This is a genomic window from Sphingomonas montana, assembly GCF_001956315.1.
Lineage (GTDB): Bacteria > Pseudomonadota > Alphaproteobacteria > Sphingomonadales > Sphingomonadaceae > Sphingomonas_R > Sphingomonas_R montana.
On sequence record NZ_KV887144.1, the window covers coordinates 207,031 to 223,357 of the forward strand.

At 66.8% G+C, this 16,327-nt stretch carries 16 protein-coding genes and 1 tRNA gene; 11 read left to right on the forward strand and 6 right to left on the reverse strand.

The window, feature by feature from the left end; translation table 11 throughout:
- Window positions 1–63: 63 nt before the first annotated feature.
- Window positions 64–303, forward strand: coding sequence for a 50S ribosomal protein L31 (gene rpmE / locus BKY59_RS05705; RefSeq protein ID WP_076069358.1), 240 nt, complete (start codon window positions 64–66; stop codon window positions 301–303).
- Window positions 304–361: 58 nt separating this feature from the next.
- Here rpmE and BKY59_RS05710 read toward each other — a convergent pair whose 3' ends face one another.
- On the reverse strand, window positions 362–1,288 hold the full coding sequence (locus tag BKY59_RS05710) for an XdhC family protein (protein WP_076069361.1): 927 nt from the start codon (window positions 1,286–1,288) through the stop codon (window positions 362–364).
- A 17-nt stretch (window positions 1,289–1,305) separates the two neighbouring features.
- A tRNA-Ser gene (locus tag BKY59_RS05715) sits at window positions 1,306–1,395 on the reverse strand.
- A gap of 133 nt (window positions 1,396–1,528) precedes the next feature.
- Between BKY59_RS05715 and BKY59_RS05720 the strand changes: the two genes are divergently transcribed.
- From BKY59_RS05720 to mazG, 10 genes are read left to right on the forward strand one after another with little or no spacing between them, the layout of a single operon-like run.
- Window positions 1,529–2,596, forward strand: coding sequence for a lytic murein transglycosylase (locus BKY59_RS05720; RefSeq protein ID WP_076069758.1), 1,068 nt, complete (start codon window positions 1,529–1,531; stop codon window positions 2,594–2,596).
- Entirely contained in the window at window positions 2,580–3,425 is an 846-nt protein-coding gene (locus BKY59_RS05725; protein ID WP_240499971.1) for a septal ring lytic transglycosylase RlpA family protein, read from the forward strand. The genes BKY59_RS05720 and BKY59_RS05725 overlap by 17 nt, the downstream gene beginning before the upstream one ends.
- On the forward strand, window positions 3,422–4,585 hold the full coding sequence (locus BKY59_RS05730) for a D-alanyl-D-alanine carboxypeptidase family protein (protein ID WP_076069366.1): 1,164 nt from the start codon (window positions 3,422–3,424) through the stop codon (window positions 4,583–4,585). Before BKY59_RS05725 ends, BKY59_RS05730 begins: the two co-directional genes overlap by 4 nt.
- Window positions 4,582–5,214, forward strand: coding sequence for a dTMP kinase (gene tmk, locus BKY59_RS05735; protein ID WP_076069368.1), 633 nt, complete (start codon window positions 4,582–4,584; stop codon window positions 5,212–5,214). The genes BKY59_RS05730 and tmk overlap by 4 nt, the downstream gene beginning before the upstream one ends.
- Window positions 5,211–6,203, forward strand: a complete 993-nt coding sequence (locus BKY59_RS05740; RefSeq protein ID WP_076069371.1) for an AAA family ATPase — start codon at window positions 5,211–5,213, stop codon at window positions 6,201–6,203. The genes tmk and BKY59_RS05740 overlap by 4 nt, the downstream gene beginning before the upstream one ends.
- A complete protein-coding gene (gene metG / locus BKY59_RS05745; RefSeq protein ID WP_076069375.1) occupies window positions 6,200–7,732 on the forward strand; it encodes a methionine--tRNA ligase in 1,533 nt (510 codons plus the stop codon). Before BKY59_RS05740 ends, metG begins: the two co-directional genes overlap by 4 nt.
- Window positions 7,733–7,763: 31 nt before the next feature.
- Complete coding sequence (locus BKY59_RS05750; protein WP_076069378.1) at window positions 7,764–8,540, forward strand: TatD family hydrolase; 777 nt, start codon at window positions 7,764–7,766, stop codon at window positions 8,538–8,540.
- Entirely contained in the window at window positions 8,537–9,304 is a 768-nt protein-coding gene (locus BKY59_RS05755) for an MBL fold metallo-hydrolase (protein ID WP_076069381.1), read from the forward strand. The genes BKY59_RS05750 and BKY59_RS05755 overlap by 4 nt, the downstream gene beginning before the upstream one ends.
- Window positions 9,301–9,906: a retropepsin-like aspartic protease family protein gene (locus tag BKY59_RS05760; RefSeq protein WP_076069384.1), complete on the forward strand. Its 606-nt coding sequence runs from the start codon at window positions 9,301–9,303 to the stop codon at window positions 9,904–9,906. Before BKY59_RS05755 ends, BKY59_RS05760 begins: the two co-directional genes overlap by 4 nt.
- 36 nt (window positions 9,907–9,942) lie before the next feature.
- Window positions 9,943–10,668 (forward strand): nucleoside triphosphate pyrophosphohydrolase, encoded by a 726-nt coding sequence (gene mazG / locus BKY59_RS05765; RefSeq protein WP_076069387.1) that lies wholly within the window; start codon window positions 9,943–9,945, stop codon window positions 10,666–10,668.
- 5 nt (window positions 10,669–10,673) lie between these two features.
- Here the strand turns inward: mazG and hflX are convergent, their stop codons facing one another.
- Genes hflX through BKY59_RS05785 form a run of 4 tightly spaced genes read right to left on the reverse strand, consistent with a single transcriptional unit; the run spans window position 10,674 to window position 16,269 of the window.
- Window positions 10,674–11,975, reverse strand: a complete 1,302-nt coding sequence (hflX, locus tag BKY59_RS05770; protein ID WP_076069389.1) for a GTPase HflX — start codon at window positions 11,973–11,975, stop codon at window positions 10,674–10,676.
- On the reverse strand, window positions 11,972–12,547 hold the full coding sequence (gene hfq, locus BKY59_RS05775; RefSeq protein ID WP_083671898.1) for an RNA chaperone Hfq: 576 nt from the start codon (window positions 12,545–12,547) through the stop codon (window positions 11,972–11,974). The genes hflX and hfq overlap by 4 nt, the downstream gene beginning before the upstream one ends.
- 47 nt (window positions 12,548–12,594) lie before the next feature.
- Entirely contained in the window at window positions 12,595–13,983 is a 1,389-nt protein-coding gene (gene ntrX / locus BKY59_RS05780) for a nitrogen assimilation response regulator NtrX (protein ID WP_076069395.1), read from the reverse strand.
- Between the two features lie 3 nt (window positions 13,984–13,986).
- On the reverse strand, window positions 13,987–16,269 hold the full coding sequence (locus tag BKY59_RS05785; protein ID WP_083671899.1) for a sensor histidine kinase: 2,283 nt from the start codon (window positions 16,267–16,269) through the stop codon (window positions 13,987–13,989).
- Window positions 16,270–16,327 lie beyond the last annotated feature (58 nt).

Here is a 16,327-nt window from a genome sequence, read left to right on the forward strand (position 1 = left end):
GGCACGGTAGGAGCGCGCCTTCGCCCGGCTGGTCGGAAACCAGCACAACATCGGAGCTGCGACATGAAGAAGAATATCCACCCCGAATATCACGTCATCAAGGTTCAGATGACGAACGGCACCGTGTTCGAAACGCGGTCGACCTACGGCAAGGAGGGCGACACGCTCACCCTCGACATCGATCCCACCGTCCATCCTGCATGGACCGGCGGCAAGTCGAGCATGCTCGACACGGGTGGCCAGGTCGCCCGCTTCAACAAGCGGTTCGGCGGTCTCTCGCTGGGCGCGAAGAAGCCGGCCTGATCCTACGACAGAAAGGGCCGCGGCGGGATATCCCACCGCGGCCCTTTTCTTATGGCCTTCAGCCGGCGGTCCGGAACGCGCGGACCATGCCGGCGGCGACGGACAGCGCGATCTCCGCCGGGCCGAGTGCCCCGATCGGCAGGCCGGCGGGCGCATCGATCCGCGCCAGCTGTCCGGGCGTCAGGCCTGCGGCAGCAAGCCGTTCCAGACGCGCGGCATGGCTGCGCTTGCTGCCCAGCGCGGCGATATAGCCGGTGTCGGCGGACAGCGCGGCAACCAGCGCCGGATCGTCGATTTTGGGATCGTGGCTGAGCGTGATGACCGCCGTTTCCGGGCCGGGCGCGTAGGCGGCGATTGCCTCGTCCGGCCAACGGGAATCGAGTTCGATGCCGGGAAAGCGGGCGGCGGTCAGGAACCGCTCGCGCGGATCGATCAGCACGGCGCGCGTATCGAGCGGACTGGCGAACTCCACCAGCGCCTGCGCGATCTGCACAGCGCCGACGATCAACAGCGTGCGGGCGGGACGATAGCGGTTCACGAACTGCCCGTCGCCGGGTTCCGCCGCGATTCGGCTCTGCCCCGATTCGATGTCCGTCGTGACCGACAGGCTCCGTCCTGCCGCGCGCGCCTCGGCCAGTGCGTCGAAGATTTCCGGCCGATACCCATCGGGCGAAACCGGCTGAACCAGCACGCTGATCGCACCGCCGCAGGGCAGATGCGCCTCCCAGGCGGTCTCGTCACCGATCGTATAGTCGAGCAGGCGGCTGCGTCCGTCGACGATCGCTTCGCTGGCAACCTGCAGCACCTCGTTCTCGACGCAACCGCCCGAGATCGATCCCTCGAACCGACCGTCGGCCGCGACCAGCATATGGCTGCCCTTCGGCCGCGGCGCCGAACCCCAGGTCGATACGACCGTGGCGATGGCCATCGGCGCGCCCTCCCATGCGGCACGTGCCGCGATCATGCGGTCCAGTTCGGCAACCATGCGATACTCCGGGATTTTGGCGGACGGGGTGGGATTCGAACCCACGGTGGGCGTGAACCCACGACGGTTTTCAAGACCGTAGCCATAAACCACTCGACCACCCGTCCGGTGCCATCGCCAATTAGCGTGGTTGGCGCGGGGTGGGAAGGGCCGGCCGTGCCGACGCTGCGACGACCGGGGTTATCGTGCCGCGCCGGACGTGGCATCAGGGCGGCTTGCGGGGTTTTGCAGGGAATGAAGATGCGATCGACCATCGTGGCGGCGATGCTGCTGGCGACCATGCTGCCGTCCGCGTCCTCCGTCCATGCGCAGGATATGGACGCGACCGATCCACGGCCCGATCCACGCGATGCGGCGTTCCGGGATTTCCTGGCCGGTCTGCGGCCGCGCGCGATGGCGGCCGGGGTGAGCGCGGCGACGCTGGACGGTGTGTTGCCGACGCTGACGTTCAACCCGCGCGTCATCAGCCTGGACCGCGGCCAGCCCGGCGGCAACCCGGCCAGCACGACGCCGTCGATCCCGGCGTTCGCGCCGTACCAGCGCACCCATGTCGATGCGGACCGCATCGGCCGCGGGCAGACCCGCTATGCGCAACTGCAGCCGCGCCTCCAGCGGATCGAGGCGGAAACGGGCGTGCCCGGTCCGATCATGATGGCGATCTACGGCCACGAAACCGGTTATGGCCGGGTGGTCGGGGATTTCGATCTGCTGCGCTCGCTCGCCAGCCTGGCGTTCGAGGGCCGGCGCCGCGAATTGTTCACCGCAGAATTCATCGCAACGCTAAGGCTACTCGAACGCGGGGTGCCGCGGTCGACGCTGAAGGGCAGCTGGGCCGGGGCGACGGGATATCCGCAGTTCCTGCCGAGCATGTACCTGCGTCTGGCGGTCGACGGGGACGGTGACGGACGGGTCGACATCTGGAACAGCGAGCCGGACGCGCTGGCGTCGATCGGCAACTATCTGGCGAAGGCCGGGTGGCGGCGGGCGGTGCCGTGGGGCGTCGCAGTCCGCGTACCGGCCGATCTCGACCGGGCGGCCGTGCGGACCAGGCTCGTCTCACCGCGTTGCCCGCGCGTGTACGACCGGCACAGCCGCTGGCAGACGATCGGCGAATGGCGGCGGCTCGGGGTCCAGATCGTCGGTTACCCGGTGCCGGCGGACGGCGAACAGGCGAGCCTGATCGAGCCGGACGGTCCGGGTGCGACCGCCTATCTCCTCACCACGAACTATCGCTCGATCCTCGACTATAATTGTTCCAATTTCTACGCCTTGTCGGTCGGACTGCTGGCCGATGCCGTCCGCCGCTGAGCGGCCGGGCCCGATGCGGTATCAGGCGATGCTGCTCGGCCTGCTGGTGCTGGCCGGATGTGCCGGTGCGCCGGACCGGCCGCGCGGGTCTTCGGGCGGCTATCGTCCGGTCGCGGACCTGCCGGTCAGGATCGGGCCGCCCTATACGGTCCGGGGGCGGACCTATGTCCCGGTGGACGAGCGTGGATATGACGCGGTCGGCATGGCATCCTGGTATGGATCCGAATCAGGCAGCCGGACCGCGAACGGGGAACGGTTCCGGCCGGACTGGATCGGCGGCGCGCACCGAACCTTGCCGTTGCCAAGCTATGTCGAAGTTACCGCGCTTGGCACCGGCCGTACCATCCTGGTGCGGATCAACGATCGCGGGCCTTTTGCAGCAGACAGGATCATCGATCTGTCGCGCGGCGCGGCGCGACTGCTCGGCATCGAACGCGATGGTCGCGCCCGTGTTCGGGTCCGCCGCGTCTTCCCCGACGAGCGGGACCGTGCCGCACTCCGCGCAGGCCGACCTGCGGCTCCGCGTACCGGCCAATACACCACGCTGCTTGCGGTCCGGACCGTTCCGATCGAGGTCGATTCCGCGACCGATGCCGGCCTCTATGTGCAGGTCGCGACCCTGTCCTCCCCAGATCGTGCGGACCGGCTTGCCCGCGATCTCGGCGGTACTGTTACCCGGGCGGGGGTGCTGTTCCGCGTCCGCATCGGCCCGGTGACGCCAGATGATGCGCAACCGGCGCTGGCGCGGGTCAGGGCTGCCGGCTATCAGGATGCCAGGCTGGTCCGCGATCCCGGTCCGACACCCCAGTTCATGGAACCCGTACGATGAAGCGTCTCCTTCCCGCGATCCTGCTGCTCGGCACCGCCGGTCAGGCCGCCGCGCCGCCTTTCGACACGCCGGCACCCGTCGCGTACATGAAGGACCTGTCGTCCGGCGCCGTCCTGTACGCCAAGGATGCCGACCGCCGCATGCCGCCGGCCTCGATGGCCAAGATGATGACCGTCTATGTCGCGTTCGACCTCATCAAGAAGGGCGACCTGAAACTGGACCGGATGGTCACCGTGCGGCCCGAGACGTGGCGGCGCTGGCACGGGCCTGAGGCCGGATCGACCATGTTCCTGTCACCGGGCGAACAGGTCAGCGTCGAAAACCTGCTGAACGGCATCGTCACGCTGTCCGGCAACGACGCTTGCGTCGTGCTGGCAGAGGCGATTTCCGGCACGGAGCCGGCGTTCGTGGCGCTGATGAACCGCCGCGCGGCGGAACTGGGCATGCGCAATTCGCAGTTCGGGACGTCCAACGGCTGGCCCGATGCAGGCCGCACCTATGTCACCGCGAAGGATCTGGGCACGCTGGCCGAGGCGACCATCTCGAACCATCCGGACCTGTACAAGAAATTCTACAGCCGTACCTCTTTCACCTGGGGCAAGACGATGGGCGGGGGTGAGGCGATCACGCAGCAGAACCGCGATCCGCTGCTCGGCCGGGTCGACGGGGCCGATGGCCTGAAGACCGGCCACACGGAGGAGGCGGGTTACGGCTTCACCGGATCCGCCAAGCAGGGCCCGCGCCGGCTGGTCATGGTCATCGCCGGGCTGACCTCGGCCGGACAGCGTCAGGAACAGTCGGTGTCGTTCATGAACTGGGGCTTCGGGGCATGGACGTCCAAGCCCGTCGTCCGGAAGGGCGCGCATGTCCAGGATGCCGAGGTGCAGGGCGGTGACGCGCGTAGCGTGGCGCTGGTGGCGCCCACCGATCTGGCCGTCACCGTGCCCGCCGGACTCGGTTCCGACCTGCGCACGCGCGTCGTGTATCAGGGGCCGGTCGCCGCACCGATCGCGGCGGGGCAGCACATTGCCGACCTGGTCATCAGCGGGCCTGACCTCGCACCGCAGCGCCTGCCGCTGGTGGCCGGCGCGGCGGTCGAAGAAGCGGGCTTCTTCGGGCGGATCGCGGCCGGCTTCCGCTGGTTGTTCGGGATCGCGTGACCACCACGCCAGGCCGTTTCCTGTCGCTGGAAGGCGGGGAGGGGGCGGGCAAGTCGACGCAGATGCGCGCGCTGTCGGCCGCGTTGCGCGCGCGCGGTCACGACGTCGTCGAAACGCGCGAACCCGGGGGCAGCGCGGGGGCGGAGGCGATCCGTCGCCTGCTGCTCGAGGGCGCGGCCGACCGCTGGACCGCCCGGACCGAAGCGATGCTGTTCGCGGCCGCCCGGGCCGACCATGTCGCGCGCACCATCCGCCCGGCGCTCGCCGCCGGCCGATGGGTGCTGACCGACCGGTTCCTGGACAGTTCGCTCGCCTATCAGGGCGGGGCGGACAGCATCGGCGCCGACCAGATCCGCGCGCTGCACGCGATCGGGAGCGAGGGACTGTTGCCCGACCGCACCCTGCTGCTGACCCTGCCGCTGGCGGAGGCGACGGCGCGTGCGGCGGCGCGCGACGCGGGGCACAGCGACCGGTTCGGCGCACGCGATGCCGGCTATCACCAGCGCGTCGCCGATGCGTTCCTGGCGCTCGCACATGCGGCACCAGCGCGGTTCCGAATCGTGGATGCAACAGGCCCGGCCGAGCGGGTGACCGAACGGCTGCTTGCCGCGATCGACGATCCGGCATGACGCCGATCGGCCATGACGCCAACGTCGCCGCGGTGCGCGGCGCGGCGGAAAATGGCCGGCTACACCACGCCTGGCTGCTTGCCGGGCCGGAGGGGGTGGGGAAGGGACTGTTCGCGCGGGCCGCCGCCACCTGGCTGCTGGCCGATTCCGCAGGGCCGCGTCCGGCGGGGCCGGGTTTCAGCGTCGATCCGTCCCACCGGATCGCCGCGCTGATCGCGGCGGGCAGCCACCCCGACCTGCGCATCGCCGAACGGTTGTTCCGCGACAAGACCGGCGATCATGCGCGCAACATTTCGATCGAACAGGTCCGCACGCTGAACGGCGTGTTCGCGACCACGGGCAGCATGTCGTCACGCCGGATCGCGATCATCGATTCGATCGACGATCTGGAGACGAAGGCCGCCAACGCGCTGCTCAAATCGTTGGAGGAGCCGCCGGCCGACGGGCTGTTCCTGCTCGTCACCCACGCGCCCGGCCGGTTGCTGCCCACCATCCGGTCGCGGTGCCGGCTGCTGCGTTTCGGCCCGCTGGACGATGATGCGATGGCGACTGCGCTTATCCGTGCCGCGCCGGACCTGACACCGGACGAACGGGCGGCGCTGATCCGCGCAGGGGACGGATCGCCGGGGCGCGCACTGCGGTTCGCGGGGCTCGACATCGCATCGATCGACGCGGCGCTGGACCAGCTTATCCAGAGCGGCGATCCGACGAACGCCATCCGCAATCGGTTCGCCCGCACGATGGCGACGAAGGCCGCACAACCCCGATTCGAGGCGTTCCTCGATCGCGCGCCCAGCCGGTTCGCGGCTGCCGCGCGTGGCCGCACCGGCGCGGCGCTCGAACAGGCGCTGGACGCCTGGGCACGGGTCCGGGGGGTGTCTGCCGCCGCCGTTGGCCTGTCGCTCGACCCGCAGACGACTGTGTATGAGATTGCGAGCCTTGCCGCCGGCCTTGCCCCTGCCGCCGGCTCGGTTAAGGACCGCGCATGACCGAGCCCTATTATATCACCACCGCGATCAGCTACCCCAATGGGCGGCCGCATATCGGCCACGCCTATGAGGCGATCGTGACCGACGCCATCGCGCGCTATCACCGGCTGGCCGGACGCGACGTGTATTTCCAGACCGGCACGGACGAACACGGCCTGAAGATGGATCAGGCGGCGCGCGCACGCGGCATCGCGGCCCGAACCCTGGCCGATGAAATGTCCGGCTATTTCAAGGAAATGGCCGAGACTTTCGATATCTCCTACGATCGCTTCATCCGCACGACCGAACCCGCCCACCACCGCGCCAGCCAGGCGCTGTGGCAGGCGATGGCCGACGCCGGCGACATCTACGCCGACCGTTACGAAGGCTGGTATTCGGTGCGGGACGAAGCGTTTTACGACGAAAAGGAACTGGTCGACGATCCCGCCGGCGGCGGCAAGCTGTCGCCCGAAGGATCGCCCGTCGCCTGGACGGTGGAGGAGGGGTGGTTCTTCCGGCTCTCGGCCTATCAGGACCGGCTGATCGCCCATTATGAGGCCAACCCGCACTTCATCCTGCCCGAAAGCCGTCGCAATGAAGTGCTGGCTTTCGTGCGCGGCGGCCTGACCGACCTGTCGATCTCGCGCGCCAGTTTCGACTGGGGCGTGCCCGTCCCGAACAGCCCGGGCCACGTCATGTATGTCTGGGTCGATGCGCTGACCAACTATCTGACCGGGGCAGGATATCCGGACGATGCCACGCGCATGGCGCGCTGGTGGCCCGCCGACCTGCACGTGATCGGCAAGGATATCGTCCGGTTCCACGCCGTCTACTGGCCCGCTTTCCTGATGTCCGCCGGCCTGCCGCTGCCCAAGGGCGTGTTCGGTCATGGCCATGTCCTCGACCGCGGCGTGAAGATGTCGAAGTCGCTCGGCAACGTGGTCGATCCGCAGGATCTGGCGACGCGGTTCGGGGTGGATCCGGTGCGCTACTTCCTGTTGCGTGAGGTCAGTTTCGGGCAGGACGGCAGCTATGCGGCGGACGCGATCGTAACCCGTTCGAACGCCGACCTTGCCAACGGCCTCGGCAATCTGGCGCAGCGATGCCTTTCGATCATTGCCAAGAATTGCAATGGCCTGGTTCCGGAACCTATGGCGGGGTCGGAGGATCCGGACCTTGCCGGGGCAACCACCCGGGCGGCGGTCGATGCAGCGATAGCGCAACTGTCGCCCAACCGTGCGCTGGAGGCGATCTGGGAGGCGGTCGGGGACGCGAACCGCTATTTCGCTGACAACGCGCCGTGGAGCCTGCGCAAGACCGATCCAGCAGCGGCCGATACGATCCTGTATCATACGGCCGAGGCGGTCCGACGGCTGGCGATCCTGGTGCGGTGGGCGGTGCCGGGTAGTGCCGATCGGCTGCTCGATCTACTCGGGCAGGGGGCCGACGTCCGCGACTTTGCCGCGCTCGGGCTCCCGATCGTGGTCGGAACGCCGCTGCCGACGCCGGTCGGCGTGTTTCCGCGGCTGGAGGATGAAAAGGCGGGGTGACGCGGTGCGGGGCAGTCCCTATCTCATGCCCATGTTTGCCGACAGCCATTGCCATCTGAATTACCCCGGCCTGGTCAAGGACCAACGTGCCGTAATCGACCGCGCCCGGGTTCGTGGCGTCACCGAAATGTTGAACATCGCGACGCGCGAGGCGGACTGGGATGCCATCGTCGCCACCGCAGACCGCGAGCCGGATGTCTGGGCATCGGTCGGCATTCATCCGCATGAAGCGGACGCGCACCCGGACGTCGATACGGCGCGGCTGATCGATGCGGCTGAACATGCGCGGGTCATCGGTATCGGCGAGACCGGGCTGGACTATTTCTACGACCATAGTGACCGCGAACGCCAGCGACGCAGTTTCCGGGCGCACATCGCCGCGTCGCGCGAGACCGGCCTGCCGCTGATCGTCCACACCCGCGATGCGGAGGACGACACGGCCGCGATCCTAGCCGAGGAAATGGGGAGGGGGGCCTTCACCGGTGTCATTCACTGCTTCACGGCGTCTGCAGAGTTCGCGGCCAAGGCATTGGCTCTAGGACTTTATATATCCATTTCTGGTATCGTGACGTTCAAGAATGCAAAGGTGTTGCAGGCGACCGCCGCGACCTTGCCCGGCGACCGGTTGCTGATCGAAACGGACGCACCGTTCCTTGCACCCGTACCGCATCGCGGCCGTCCGGGTGAGCCCGCGTTCGTCGCCGATACGGCCACGTTCCTGGCGGCCTTGCGCGGCGCGAGGGTCGAGCACCTTGCCCGCGAAACACGCGCGAATTTTCTGACGCTGTTCGACAAGGCCGCCGCGTGAAGCTGACGATATTGGGTTGCGGGACGTCTTCCGGCGTGCCGCGAATCGGTAACGACTGGGGCGCGTGTGACCCGATGGAACCGCTTAACCGCCGGTCGCGTGCCGCCATCCTGATCGAGAGCGCGACGACGCGGATCTTGGTCGATTCTGGGCCGGATCTTCGCGAACAACTTCTGCGTGCGGACGTCGGCACATTCGATGCGATCATCTGGACGCATGACCACGCGGACCATACGCATGGTATCGATGATCTCCGCCAGGTCTTCCACAACCGGCGATCGCCGATACCGGCCTATGCACGGCCCGATACGATGACCTCGCTCGCGCGCCGTTTCGGTTACGCGTTCGGTGGGAACTCCGGCTATCCCGCGACGTTGGCGGGTCGGGCGTTGCCCGACGTCGTCATGATCGGCGATATCGAGTTGCGGGCTACGGACCAGCCGCACGGCGGGACGAAAAGCGCCGGCCTGCGCTTCTCGCAACCGGGGGTCGCGATCGGTTATGCCACGGATTTCAGTGATATGACCGATGACATGGCCATATTATATCAGGAACTCGATATCTGGGTCGTGGACGCCTTGCGGCGGGCACCGCATTCCAGCCATCCGACGCTTGACCAGTCGCTAGGCTGGATCGCGGACTTCGCGCCCGGTGAGGCGATCCTGACCCATATGGACCAGTCGATGGACTATCGAACCCTGGTGGCCGGTCTGCCGCCGACAGTCGTGCCGGGCCATGACGGGTTGACGCGGGTCGTCGGATGACCATGGACCAGGGCATGCATGCGGGCTATCTCGGGCTGCTGATCGTCCTGCTGCTGGCATCGCTCGGCGCGCGCAGGCTGCCGCTGGGGCGGACGATCGGGTATCTGCTGTCCTGGGCTGCCATATTTTTGGGTGCGTATCTGCTGTTCGTCAATCGCGACGCGTTCCGGCCCTTGATCGATCGGGTGGCGACGGACATCCGGCCGGCAACGCCGACGGTCGTTGGCAAGACGGTACGGATCGCGATGTCGCCGGACGGGCATTTCTGGGTCGATGGTCGGATCGGGCAGGAGAAGATCCGTTTTCTGATCGACAGTGGCGCCACCATGACCGCACTGTCAAGCGATACCGTCCGCAAGGGCGGGCTCGAAGTCGACACGCGGCGGCCTATGATCCTGCGTACCGCGAATGGCGATATACGCGCTGACCGGGTCGTCATCCCAACGTTGAAGATCGGCTCGATTCGCGTCGAGACGCTTGGTGCGGTAACGACTACGGGCTTTGGCGACGTCAACGTACTCGGCATGAATTTTCTCTCCGGGTTGCAGCGCTGGGGGGTCGAGGATCGCACTCTGATCCTCACACCAAAAGCCTCGACTTAACATAATATATATTATCAGACTTGGATGGAGCCCGTCATGTTCGGCCGGTTGGTGACGTTGATGGCCACCCTGCGCGGTCACGGTGGCTGTGACTGGGACCGTGCGCAGGATTTCGCGTCGATCGTCCCGTACACGATCGAGGAAGCCTATGAAGTCGCGGATGCCGTCGCGCGCGACGACATGGCGGCATTGTGCGACGAACTTGGCGATCTTCAGCTTCAGGTCGTGTTCCACGCAGCGATCGCGGCGGACCGCGGTGCCTTCACGATCGACGACGTCCTGGCGGCGATCGTCGCCAAAATGGAACGACGTCATCCGCATATCTTCTTTGACGCTCCGCGCAGCGACTGGGAAAGCATCAAGGCGGCAGAACGCAGCACCGCGGACTTGCCCGGTGCGCTGGCCGGCGTGGCGCAGGCGTTGCCGGCCCTGCTCCGCGCGACCAAGCTCCAAAAGCGTGCCGCGCGGGTCGGGTTCGACTGGCCCGACCCGCGCGGCGCACGCGAAAAGATCAGCGAGGAACTTGCCGAGGTCGAGGCAGCGACCGACCCGGATCATCAGGCAGAAGAAGTCGGCGACCTGCTGTTCGCTGTGGTCAACTGGGCACGCCATCTCGGTATCGATCCGGAAGCCGCACTGCGCAACGCCAACGGCAAGTTCGAGCGTCGGTTTGCCGCCATGGAGGCCCTGGACCCGGACTTCGTCGGGCGCAGCCTTGCGGAAAAGGAAGCGCTCTGGACCGCGGTCAAGCAGCGCGAGTGATCGGTTCAGACGTGGCGTCGCGCCTGGAACCGGTCCCATTCCATTTCCGTCATCCGCACGTCGACCAGCATCCGGTCGCCATCCGGATCGCTCGATACGACATCGCCATGCGCGTGCAGCCAAGCCAGATCCGCGCCGTCGCCCGCATCGAGATCGACGTGCCGCAACCGCGCACCCTGCGTCAGCCGCGCCGACACGGCGTCGCGCAACTCGGCAACGCCTTCGCCCGTCAGTGCCGAAACGATCGCCACATCGTCGCGTAGCGCCGCCTCGTTCGTCGCATGCTCGACCAGCGCAGGCTCGAGTAAGTCGAACTTGTTCCAGACTTCGAAGATCGGAGCCCCCTCCTCCCCCGTTACCCCGATGTCGCGCAGCACGGTCAGGACGTCTGCCGCCTGTGCCGCGCTGTCAGGATGCGACATGTCGCGGACATGCAGGATGAGATCGGCGGCGATCACTTCCTCCAGCGTAGCCCGGAACGCTGCGACCAGCTGCGTCGGCAGGTCGGAGACGAAACCTACCGTGTCGGACAGGATGGCCTTGTCGATCCCAGGCAGCGCGATCTGCCGCATCGTGGGATCGAGCGTCGCGAACAGCAGGTCCTCCGCCATCACTGCTGCACCGGTCATCCGGTTGAAAAGCGTCGATTTGCCCGCGTTGGTATAGCCGACCAGCGCAATCGTAGGCCACGGCGCCTTCTGCCGCCGGGAGCGGTGGAGCGTACGCGTACGCGCCACCTGTTCCAGCTCGCGCTTCAACTTCGCGATCCGATCGCGGATGAGGCGACGATCCGCCTCGATCTGCGTCTCGCCGGGGCCGCCCAGAAAGCCGAAACCGCCGCGTTGCCGCTCCAGATGGGTCCAGCTACGGACAAGCCGCCCGGCCTGATAGTCGAGATGCGCGAGTTCGACCTGCAACCGTCCCTCGGCGGTCGCGGCACGTTCACCGAAGATCTCCAAAATCAGGCCCGTCCGGTCGATGACCTTCGCGGACAGGCCCTTCTCCAGATTGCGCTGCTGGATCGGCGAAAGTGCGGCATCTACGATGACCAGTTCGGCCTCCGCGATCCGCGCTGCGGTCGCCAGATTTTCGACTTGTCCCGACCCGAACAACGTAGCCGCCTTCGGTTCACGCAGCTTGATCGCGATCCGGTCGATGACCTCGATCCCGATCGCCGCGGCCAGACCTGCCGCCTCGGCGAGCCTGGCTTCCGTCGTCCGCGCGTTCTCGCCTCGCTCCGGCAGGGCGACGATCGCGCGCGCCCCCCGTGTCACGCCATCCGCATCGGCGCGGTTGAAGACGCTCAATCCGCATCCTCCGCATTGTCGTCCACGCCGCCCAGATAGATCGGGTTTGCCGGCTGCACCGTTGATATCGCATGCTTGTAAACAAGCTGCGACTGACCGTCGCGCCGCAACATCATGCAGAACAGGTCATAGGCCGCAATTTCGCCTTGCAGCATGACGCCGTTTACCAGGAACATCGTGACCGGCTCACGCTGCTTGCGCACGGCCGACAGGAAGATCTCCTGCAGCAATGTCGCCTTGCGCTCTTCGAAAGACGCGTCGACATCGCTCAGGTCGACCGGCTGGGCCGGCATCACGGTGGAAATGGCGTGCTTGTAGATAAGCTGCGACTGCCCGTCGCGGCGCAACAGAACGGAAAAATTATCGAACCAGGTGATGATGCCTTGCAGCTTCACACCCTTGACTAAGAACATCGTCACCGGTGTCTTGGTCTTGCGCAAGGTGTTTAGGAAGATGTCCTGAAGATTGTTGACCTTTTCGGCCATGGTGCCGGTCTCCGGTCTTGGCGGACCGTAAGTCCGCGGGGGCACCCTGAAGGGCGTCGGTAAGCCGGAACACCACGTCCCGGCCATGCCCGATGTAGGACGTGCGAACCGTTCCGTAAACGCCCCGTCGGCAGTCAATCGCCGCCTTCCTCCTTCGCATCTGCCAGCCCGAGCGTCTTCAGCTTCCGGTGGAGAGCGGATCGTTCCATGCCGATGAATGTCGCCGTGCGCGAGATATTGCCCGAAAAGCGCCGGATCTGGACCCGCAGATATTCGCGTTCGAACGTCTCGCGTGCCTCCCGCAGCGGCGTACCCATGATCGACTTGGAGGCGCTGGTCGGGGCGAACTTCTCCTGGTCCGACATGACCTCGGGCGGCAGCATGTCGACGTCGACCCGACCGATCCGATCGCCGGGCGCCATGATGATCGTCCGTTCCACGATGTTGCGCAACTGGCGGACATTGCCCGGCCAATCATAGGATTGCAGCGCCGCGTAGGCCTCGTCGGAAACCTTCGGCGTGGCGACCCGCCGCTCGGTGGCGTAGCGCGCGACGAAATGATCGACCAGCGCCGGAATGTCCTCGCGCCGGTCGGTCAGCGACGGCAGATGGACGGGCACGACATTGAGCCGGTAATAGAGGTCCTCGCGGAACCGACCCGCCTCGATCTCGGCCGGCAGGGTGCGCGCGGTGGCCGACACGACCCGCACATCGACCTTCACCACACGGCGTCCGCCCACGCGGGCGAAGCTCTGGTCGGTCAGGACGCGCAGGATCTTGGCCTGCGCGGTCAGCGGCATGTCGGCGATCTCGTCCAGGAACAGGGTGCCGCCATGCGCCTGTTCGAACAGACCGGGGCGGATCGCACCGCTGCCGTCCTCGATGCCGAACAATTCCTCCTCGACGCGCTCCGGCGTCATCCGGGCCGCCGACACCACGATGAAGGGCGCGGCATCGCGTGTGCTCCACATATGGAGCAGCCGGGCGGCCACTTCCTTGCCGACCCCTGCCCCGCCGGTAATCAGGACCCGGCTGCCGGTGCTGGCCACACGCTTCAGTGTCGCGCGAACGGCGTTGATACTGACCGAACTGCCGGTCAGCTCCTCCTCCTGGCCGATCTGGGCGCGAAGCGACGCATTCTCCCGTCGCAGCCGGTCGGTCTCCGTCGCGCGGGCGACCAGTAGCAGCAGCTTTTCCGCCTCGAACGGCTTCTCGATGAAGTCGGCGGCGCCGCGGCGGACCGCGGAGACCGCGGTGTCGATATTGCCGTGGCCCGAAATGACCAGCACCGGCAGTGACGGATCACGCCGCTTGATCTCGTCGAGCAGGTCCAGCCCGTCGAGCTTCGAATCCTTCAGCCAGACGTCGAGCAGCACCAGCGATGGGCGCCGTTCGTCCAGCGCCGCCAGGCAGGCGTCGCTGTTGGCCGCCACGCGTGTCTGATAGCCCTCGTCCTCCAGCACGCCGGCCACGAGTTCGCGGATGTCCTGTTCGTCGTCGACTACCAATACGTCCAACGCCATCGATCAATCGGCCTTCGTTCGAGTAAGTTCGGGGACACGGATTTGATGTCCTCCGTCGCCATCTTCGTCGTCATCGTCCATGCTGGCCATGGGGACCAGCGTAGCCGCGTCGAAACTCAGTCTTACAACGGTTCCACCGCCTGGACGATCCTCGAACCCGATCGTGCCGTGATGTTCTTCGACGATCTTCTTGACGATCGCCAGACCAAGACCGGTGCCACGGGCGCGTGTCGTCATATAAGGTTCGGTGATCCGTTCCCGTTCCGGCGGCAGGCCGATCCCATTGTCGATCAGGTCGATCACCAGCCGCTGCGTGCCGTCTGCCGGCATGGGGTGGACGACCAGCCGGATCTCGCCCTGCGGTGCGCCGGCTGGCCGCGCCTCGATCGCTTCCGCTGCGTTCTTGACGACGTTGGTCAGCGCCTGCCCCAGCTGCCGCCGGTCGCAGACCAGATGCGGCGACGGATCGGCCGCATCGACCACGAACTGGATCGATGGATGCGCGACCTCGTGCAGGAACATCGCCTGCCGCGCGATCTCGGCGATCTCTTCGTCGCGGAACACAGGCTTGGGCATGCGCGCGAACGAACTGAATTCGTCGACCATCCGGCGCAGGTCGCCCACCTGCCGCACGATCGTCTGGGTCAGCCGTTCGAACGTCGCAGGGTCCGACTGGATCTCACGGCCATAGCGGCGTTGCAGCCGTTCGGCGGCCAGCTGGATCGGGGTGAGCGGGTTCTTGATCTCGTGCGCGATCCGCCGTGCTACATCGGCCCACGCCGCACGCCGCTGATCGAGCAGCTGCTGCGTGATATCGTCGAACGTCAGCACGTCGTCCTCCGCCGTGCGGACGCGCTTGACCGCAAGCGTACGCATGTCGCCGCCACTCGCCATCTTCACGACCGCCTGGCGATCGCCGGATGCCCGGAACGACTCAAGTTCCGGCGACACCGCGCCAAGCGGCCGCCCGACGGGGCTGCGTCCGCCGATCTTCAGCAGGTCCGCCGCGGTCGAATTGACGATCCGGATCAGACCGTCCGCCCCGACCGACACGACGCCCGCCGTCACGCCGGACAGCACCGCCTCGATCAGCGCACGCCGGCTTTCGGCCTGCTCGTTCGCGGCGACCAGCGCCCCGGTCTGTTCCGACAGGCGGCGGGTCATGCGGTTGAATGCCAGCGCCAGAGTGCCGACCTCGTCCTGGCCGCGCCGCATCTTGACACGTACCGAAAGATCGCCGCCCGCCACGCGCCGCGCCGCGCCGACCAGTTCGCCCACCGGCCGCACGAACCGGTCCGCCACCGCCAGCGCGACCCAGATCGACCCGCCGACGATCAGCAGCGAAACGAGCAGCAGTGCGGCATTGAACCGAAGCTGCAACGACTTCGACCGGTCGAGCAGCGCGTTATATTCGGTCAAGGCCTCTCGTCCGCGCGAAAATTGCTGGAGAACCAGCGGTTTGACCGAGCGCGAGGCGTAGAGATAGGTCCGGCTGGCGGGATCGAACGCGATTGTTCCCTCCACCCGGTCCCCGGACGAGAAAGACGTCAGCGGCGCGCCGTTGCGCAACGTGGCGAGTGCGGATGCGGGCAACCGCTTTTCCAGCGGCCGCTGGTCCAGCGAACCGATCAGCATGCGCGGCACGCCGTCCCCGCCGACCTGGATCAGCGCGGCCTCGCCGAACTGGCGATAGGCGATCTGTTCGGCCACGAAGAACTGCATCCGCTGGTCCTGCAACGGCACCTGGCTGGCGGCCAGCCGGAAATCGGTGCGCGACGCGACGATATCGTCCGCCAGCCGCTTGCTGTTCTCGCTGATATAGGCCTGTGCCACCTTGTCGCTGTTCTCCAGCACTGCGCGGGCGCGGTTGGAGAACCAGAACTGCACGCCATATTGAAACAGCAGCGACGCGAAGATCACCACCAGCAGGGTCGGCACGCTGGCCACGACCGAGAACAGCGCGACCAGCCGGACATGCAACCGCCCGCCCCCGCCGATCGGTGACGACGCCGCCCGCCGCATCGCGACGCGCCGCGCCATTAGCACCATGAGCGAGATGATCGGCACCAGATTGGCCACGAGCAGGAGCGCCACGGTCGGCGGCGTCAGCAGCCGGTCCGCTGTACCGCCGCGCAGGACCGCAAAATAACTCGCCGCCGCGATGCCGACGACCGCGACCATGACGAGGATTTCGACCAGACGAAGAAGTCGCCGCTGACGGATCAGGGTGACCAGCCGCCGCCAGCGCGGCGCGCGTCGCAATTTGCGGATGGGAGATGCCGTCATCGACTCATAGCATATCAGGTTGTTGCGTCTTGGCCACACCCCTGCCCGCTACCGCGCG

Bases quoted from the DNA above. Each gene is read 5' to 3' on its own strand.
- rpmE (WP_076069358.1), top strand. From the start codon at position 64: ATGAAGAAGAATATCCACCCCGAATATCACGTCATCAAGGTTCAGATG.
- BKY59_RS05710 (WP_076069361.1), bottom strand. From the start codon at position 1,288: ATGGTTGCCGAACTGGACCGCATGATCGCGGCACGTGCCGCATGGGAG.
- BKY59_RS05720 (WP_076069758.1), top strand. From the start codon at position 1,529: ATGCGATCGACCATCGTGGCGGCGATGCTGCTGGCGACCATGCTGCCG.
- BKY59_RS05725 (WP_240499971.1), top strand. From the start codon at position 2,580: ATGCCGTCCGCCGCTGAGCGGCCGGGCCCGATGCGGTATCAGGCGATG.
- BKY59_RS05730 (WP_076069366.1), top strand. From the start codon at position 3,422: ATGAAGCGTCTCCTTCCCGCGATCCTGCTGCTCGGCACCGCCGGTCAG.
- BKY59_RS05740 (WP_076069371.1), top strand. From the start codon at position 5,211: ATGACGCCGATCGGCCATGACGCCAACGTCGCCGCGGTGCGCGGCGCG.
- metG (WP_076069375.1), top strand. From the start codon at position 6,200: ATGACCGAGCCCTATTATATCACCACCGCGATCAGCTACCCCAATGGG.
- BKY59_RS05750 (WP_076069378.1), top strand. From the start codon at position 7,764: ATGTTTGCCGACAGCCATTGCCATCTGAATTACCCCGGCCTGGTCAAG.
- BKY59_RS05760 (WP_076069384.1), top strand. From the start codon at position 9,301: ATGACCATGGACCAGGGCATGCATGCGGGCTATCTCGGGCTGCTGATC.
- mazG (WP_076069387.1), top strand. From the start codon at position 9,943: ATGTTCGGCCGGTTGGTGACGTTGATGGCCACCCTGCGCGGTCACGGT.
- hfq (WP_083671898.1), bottom strand. From the start codon at position 12,547: ATGGCCGGGACGTGGTGTTCCGGCTTACCGACGCCCTTCAGGGTGCCC.
- ntrX (WP_076069395.1), bottom strand. From the start codon at position 13,983: ATGGCGTTGGACGTATTGGTAGTCGACGACGAACAGGACATCCGCGAA.
- BKY59_RS05785 (WP_083671899.1), bottom strand. From the start codon at position 16,269: ATGACGGCATCTCCCATCCGCAAATTGCGACGCGCGCCGCGCTGGCGG.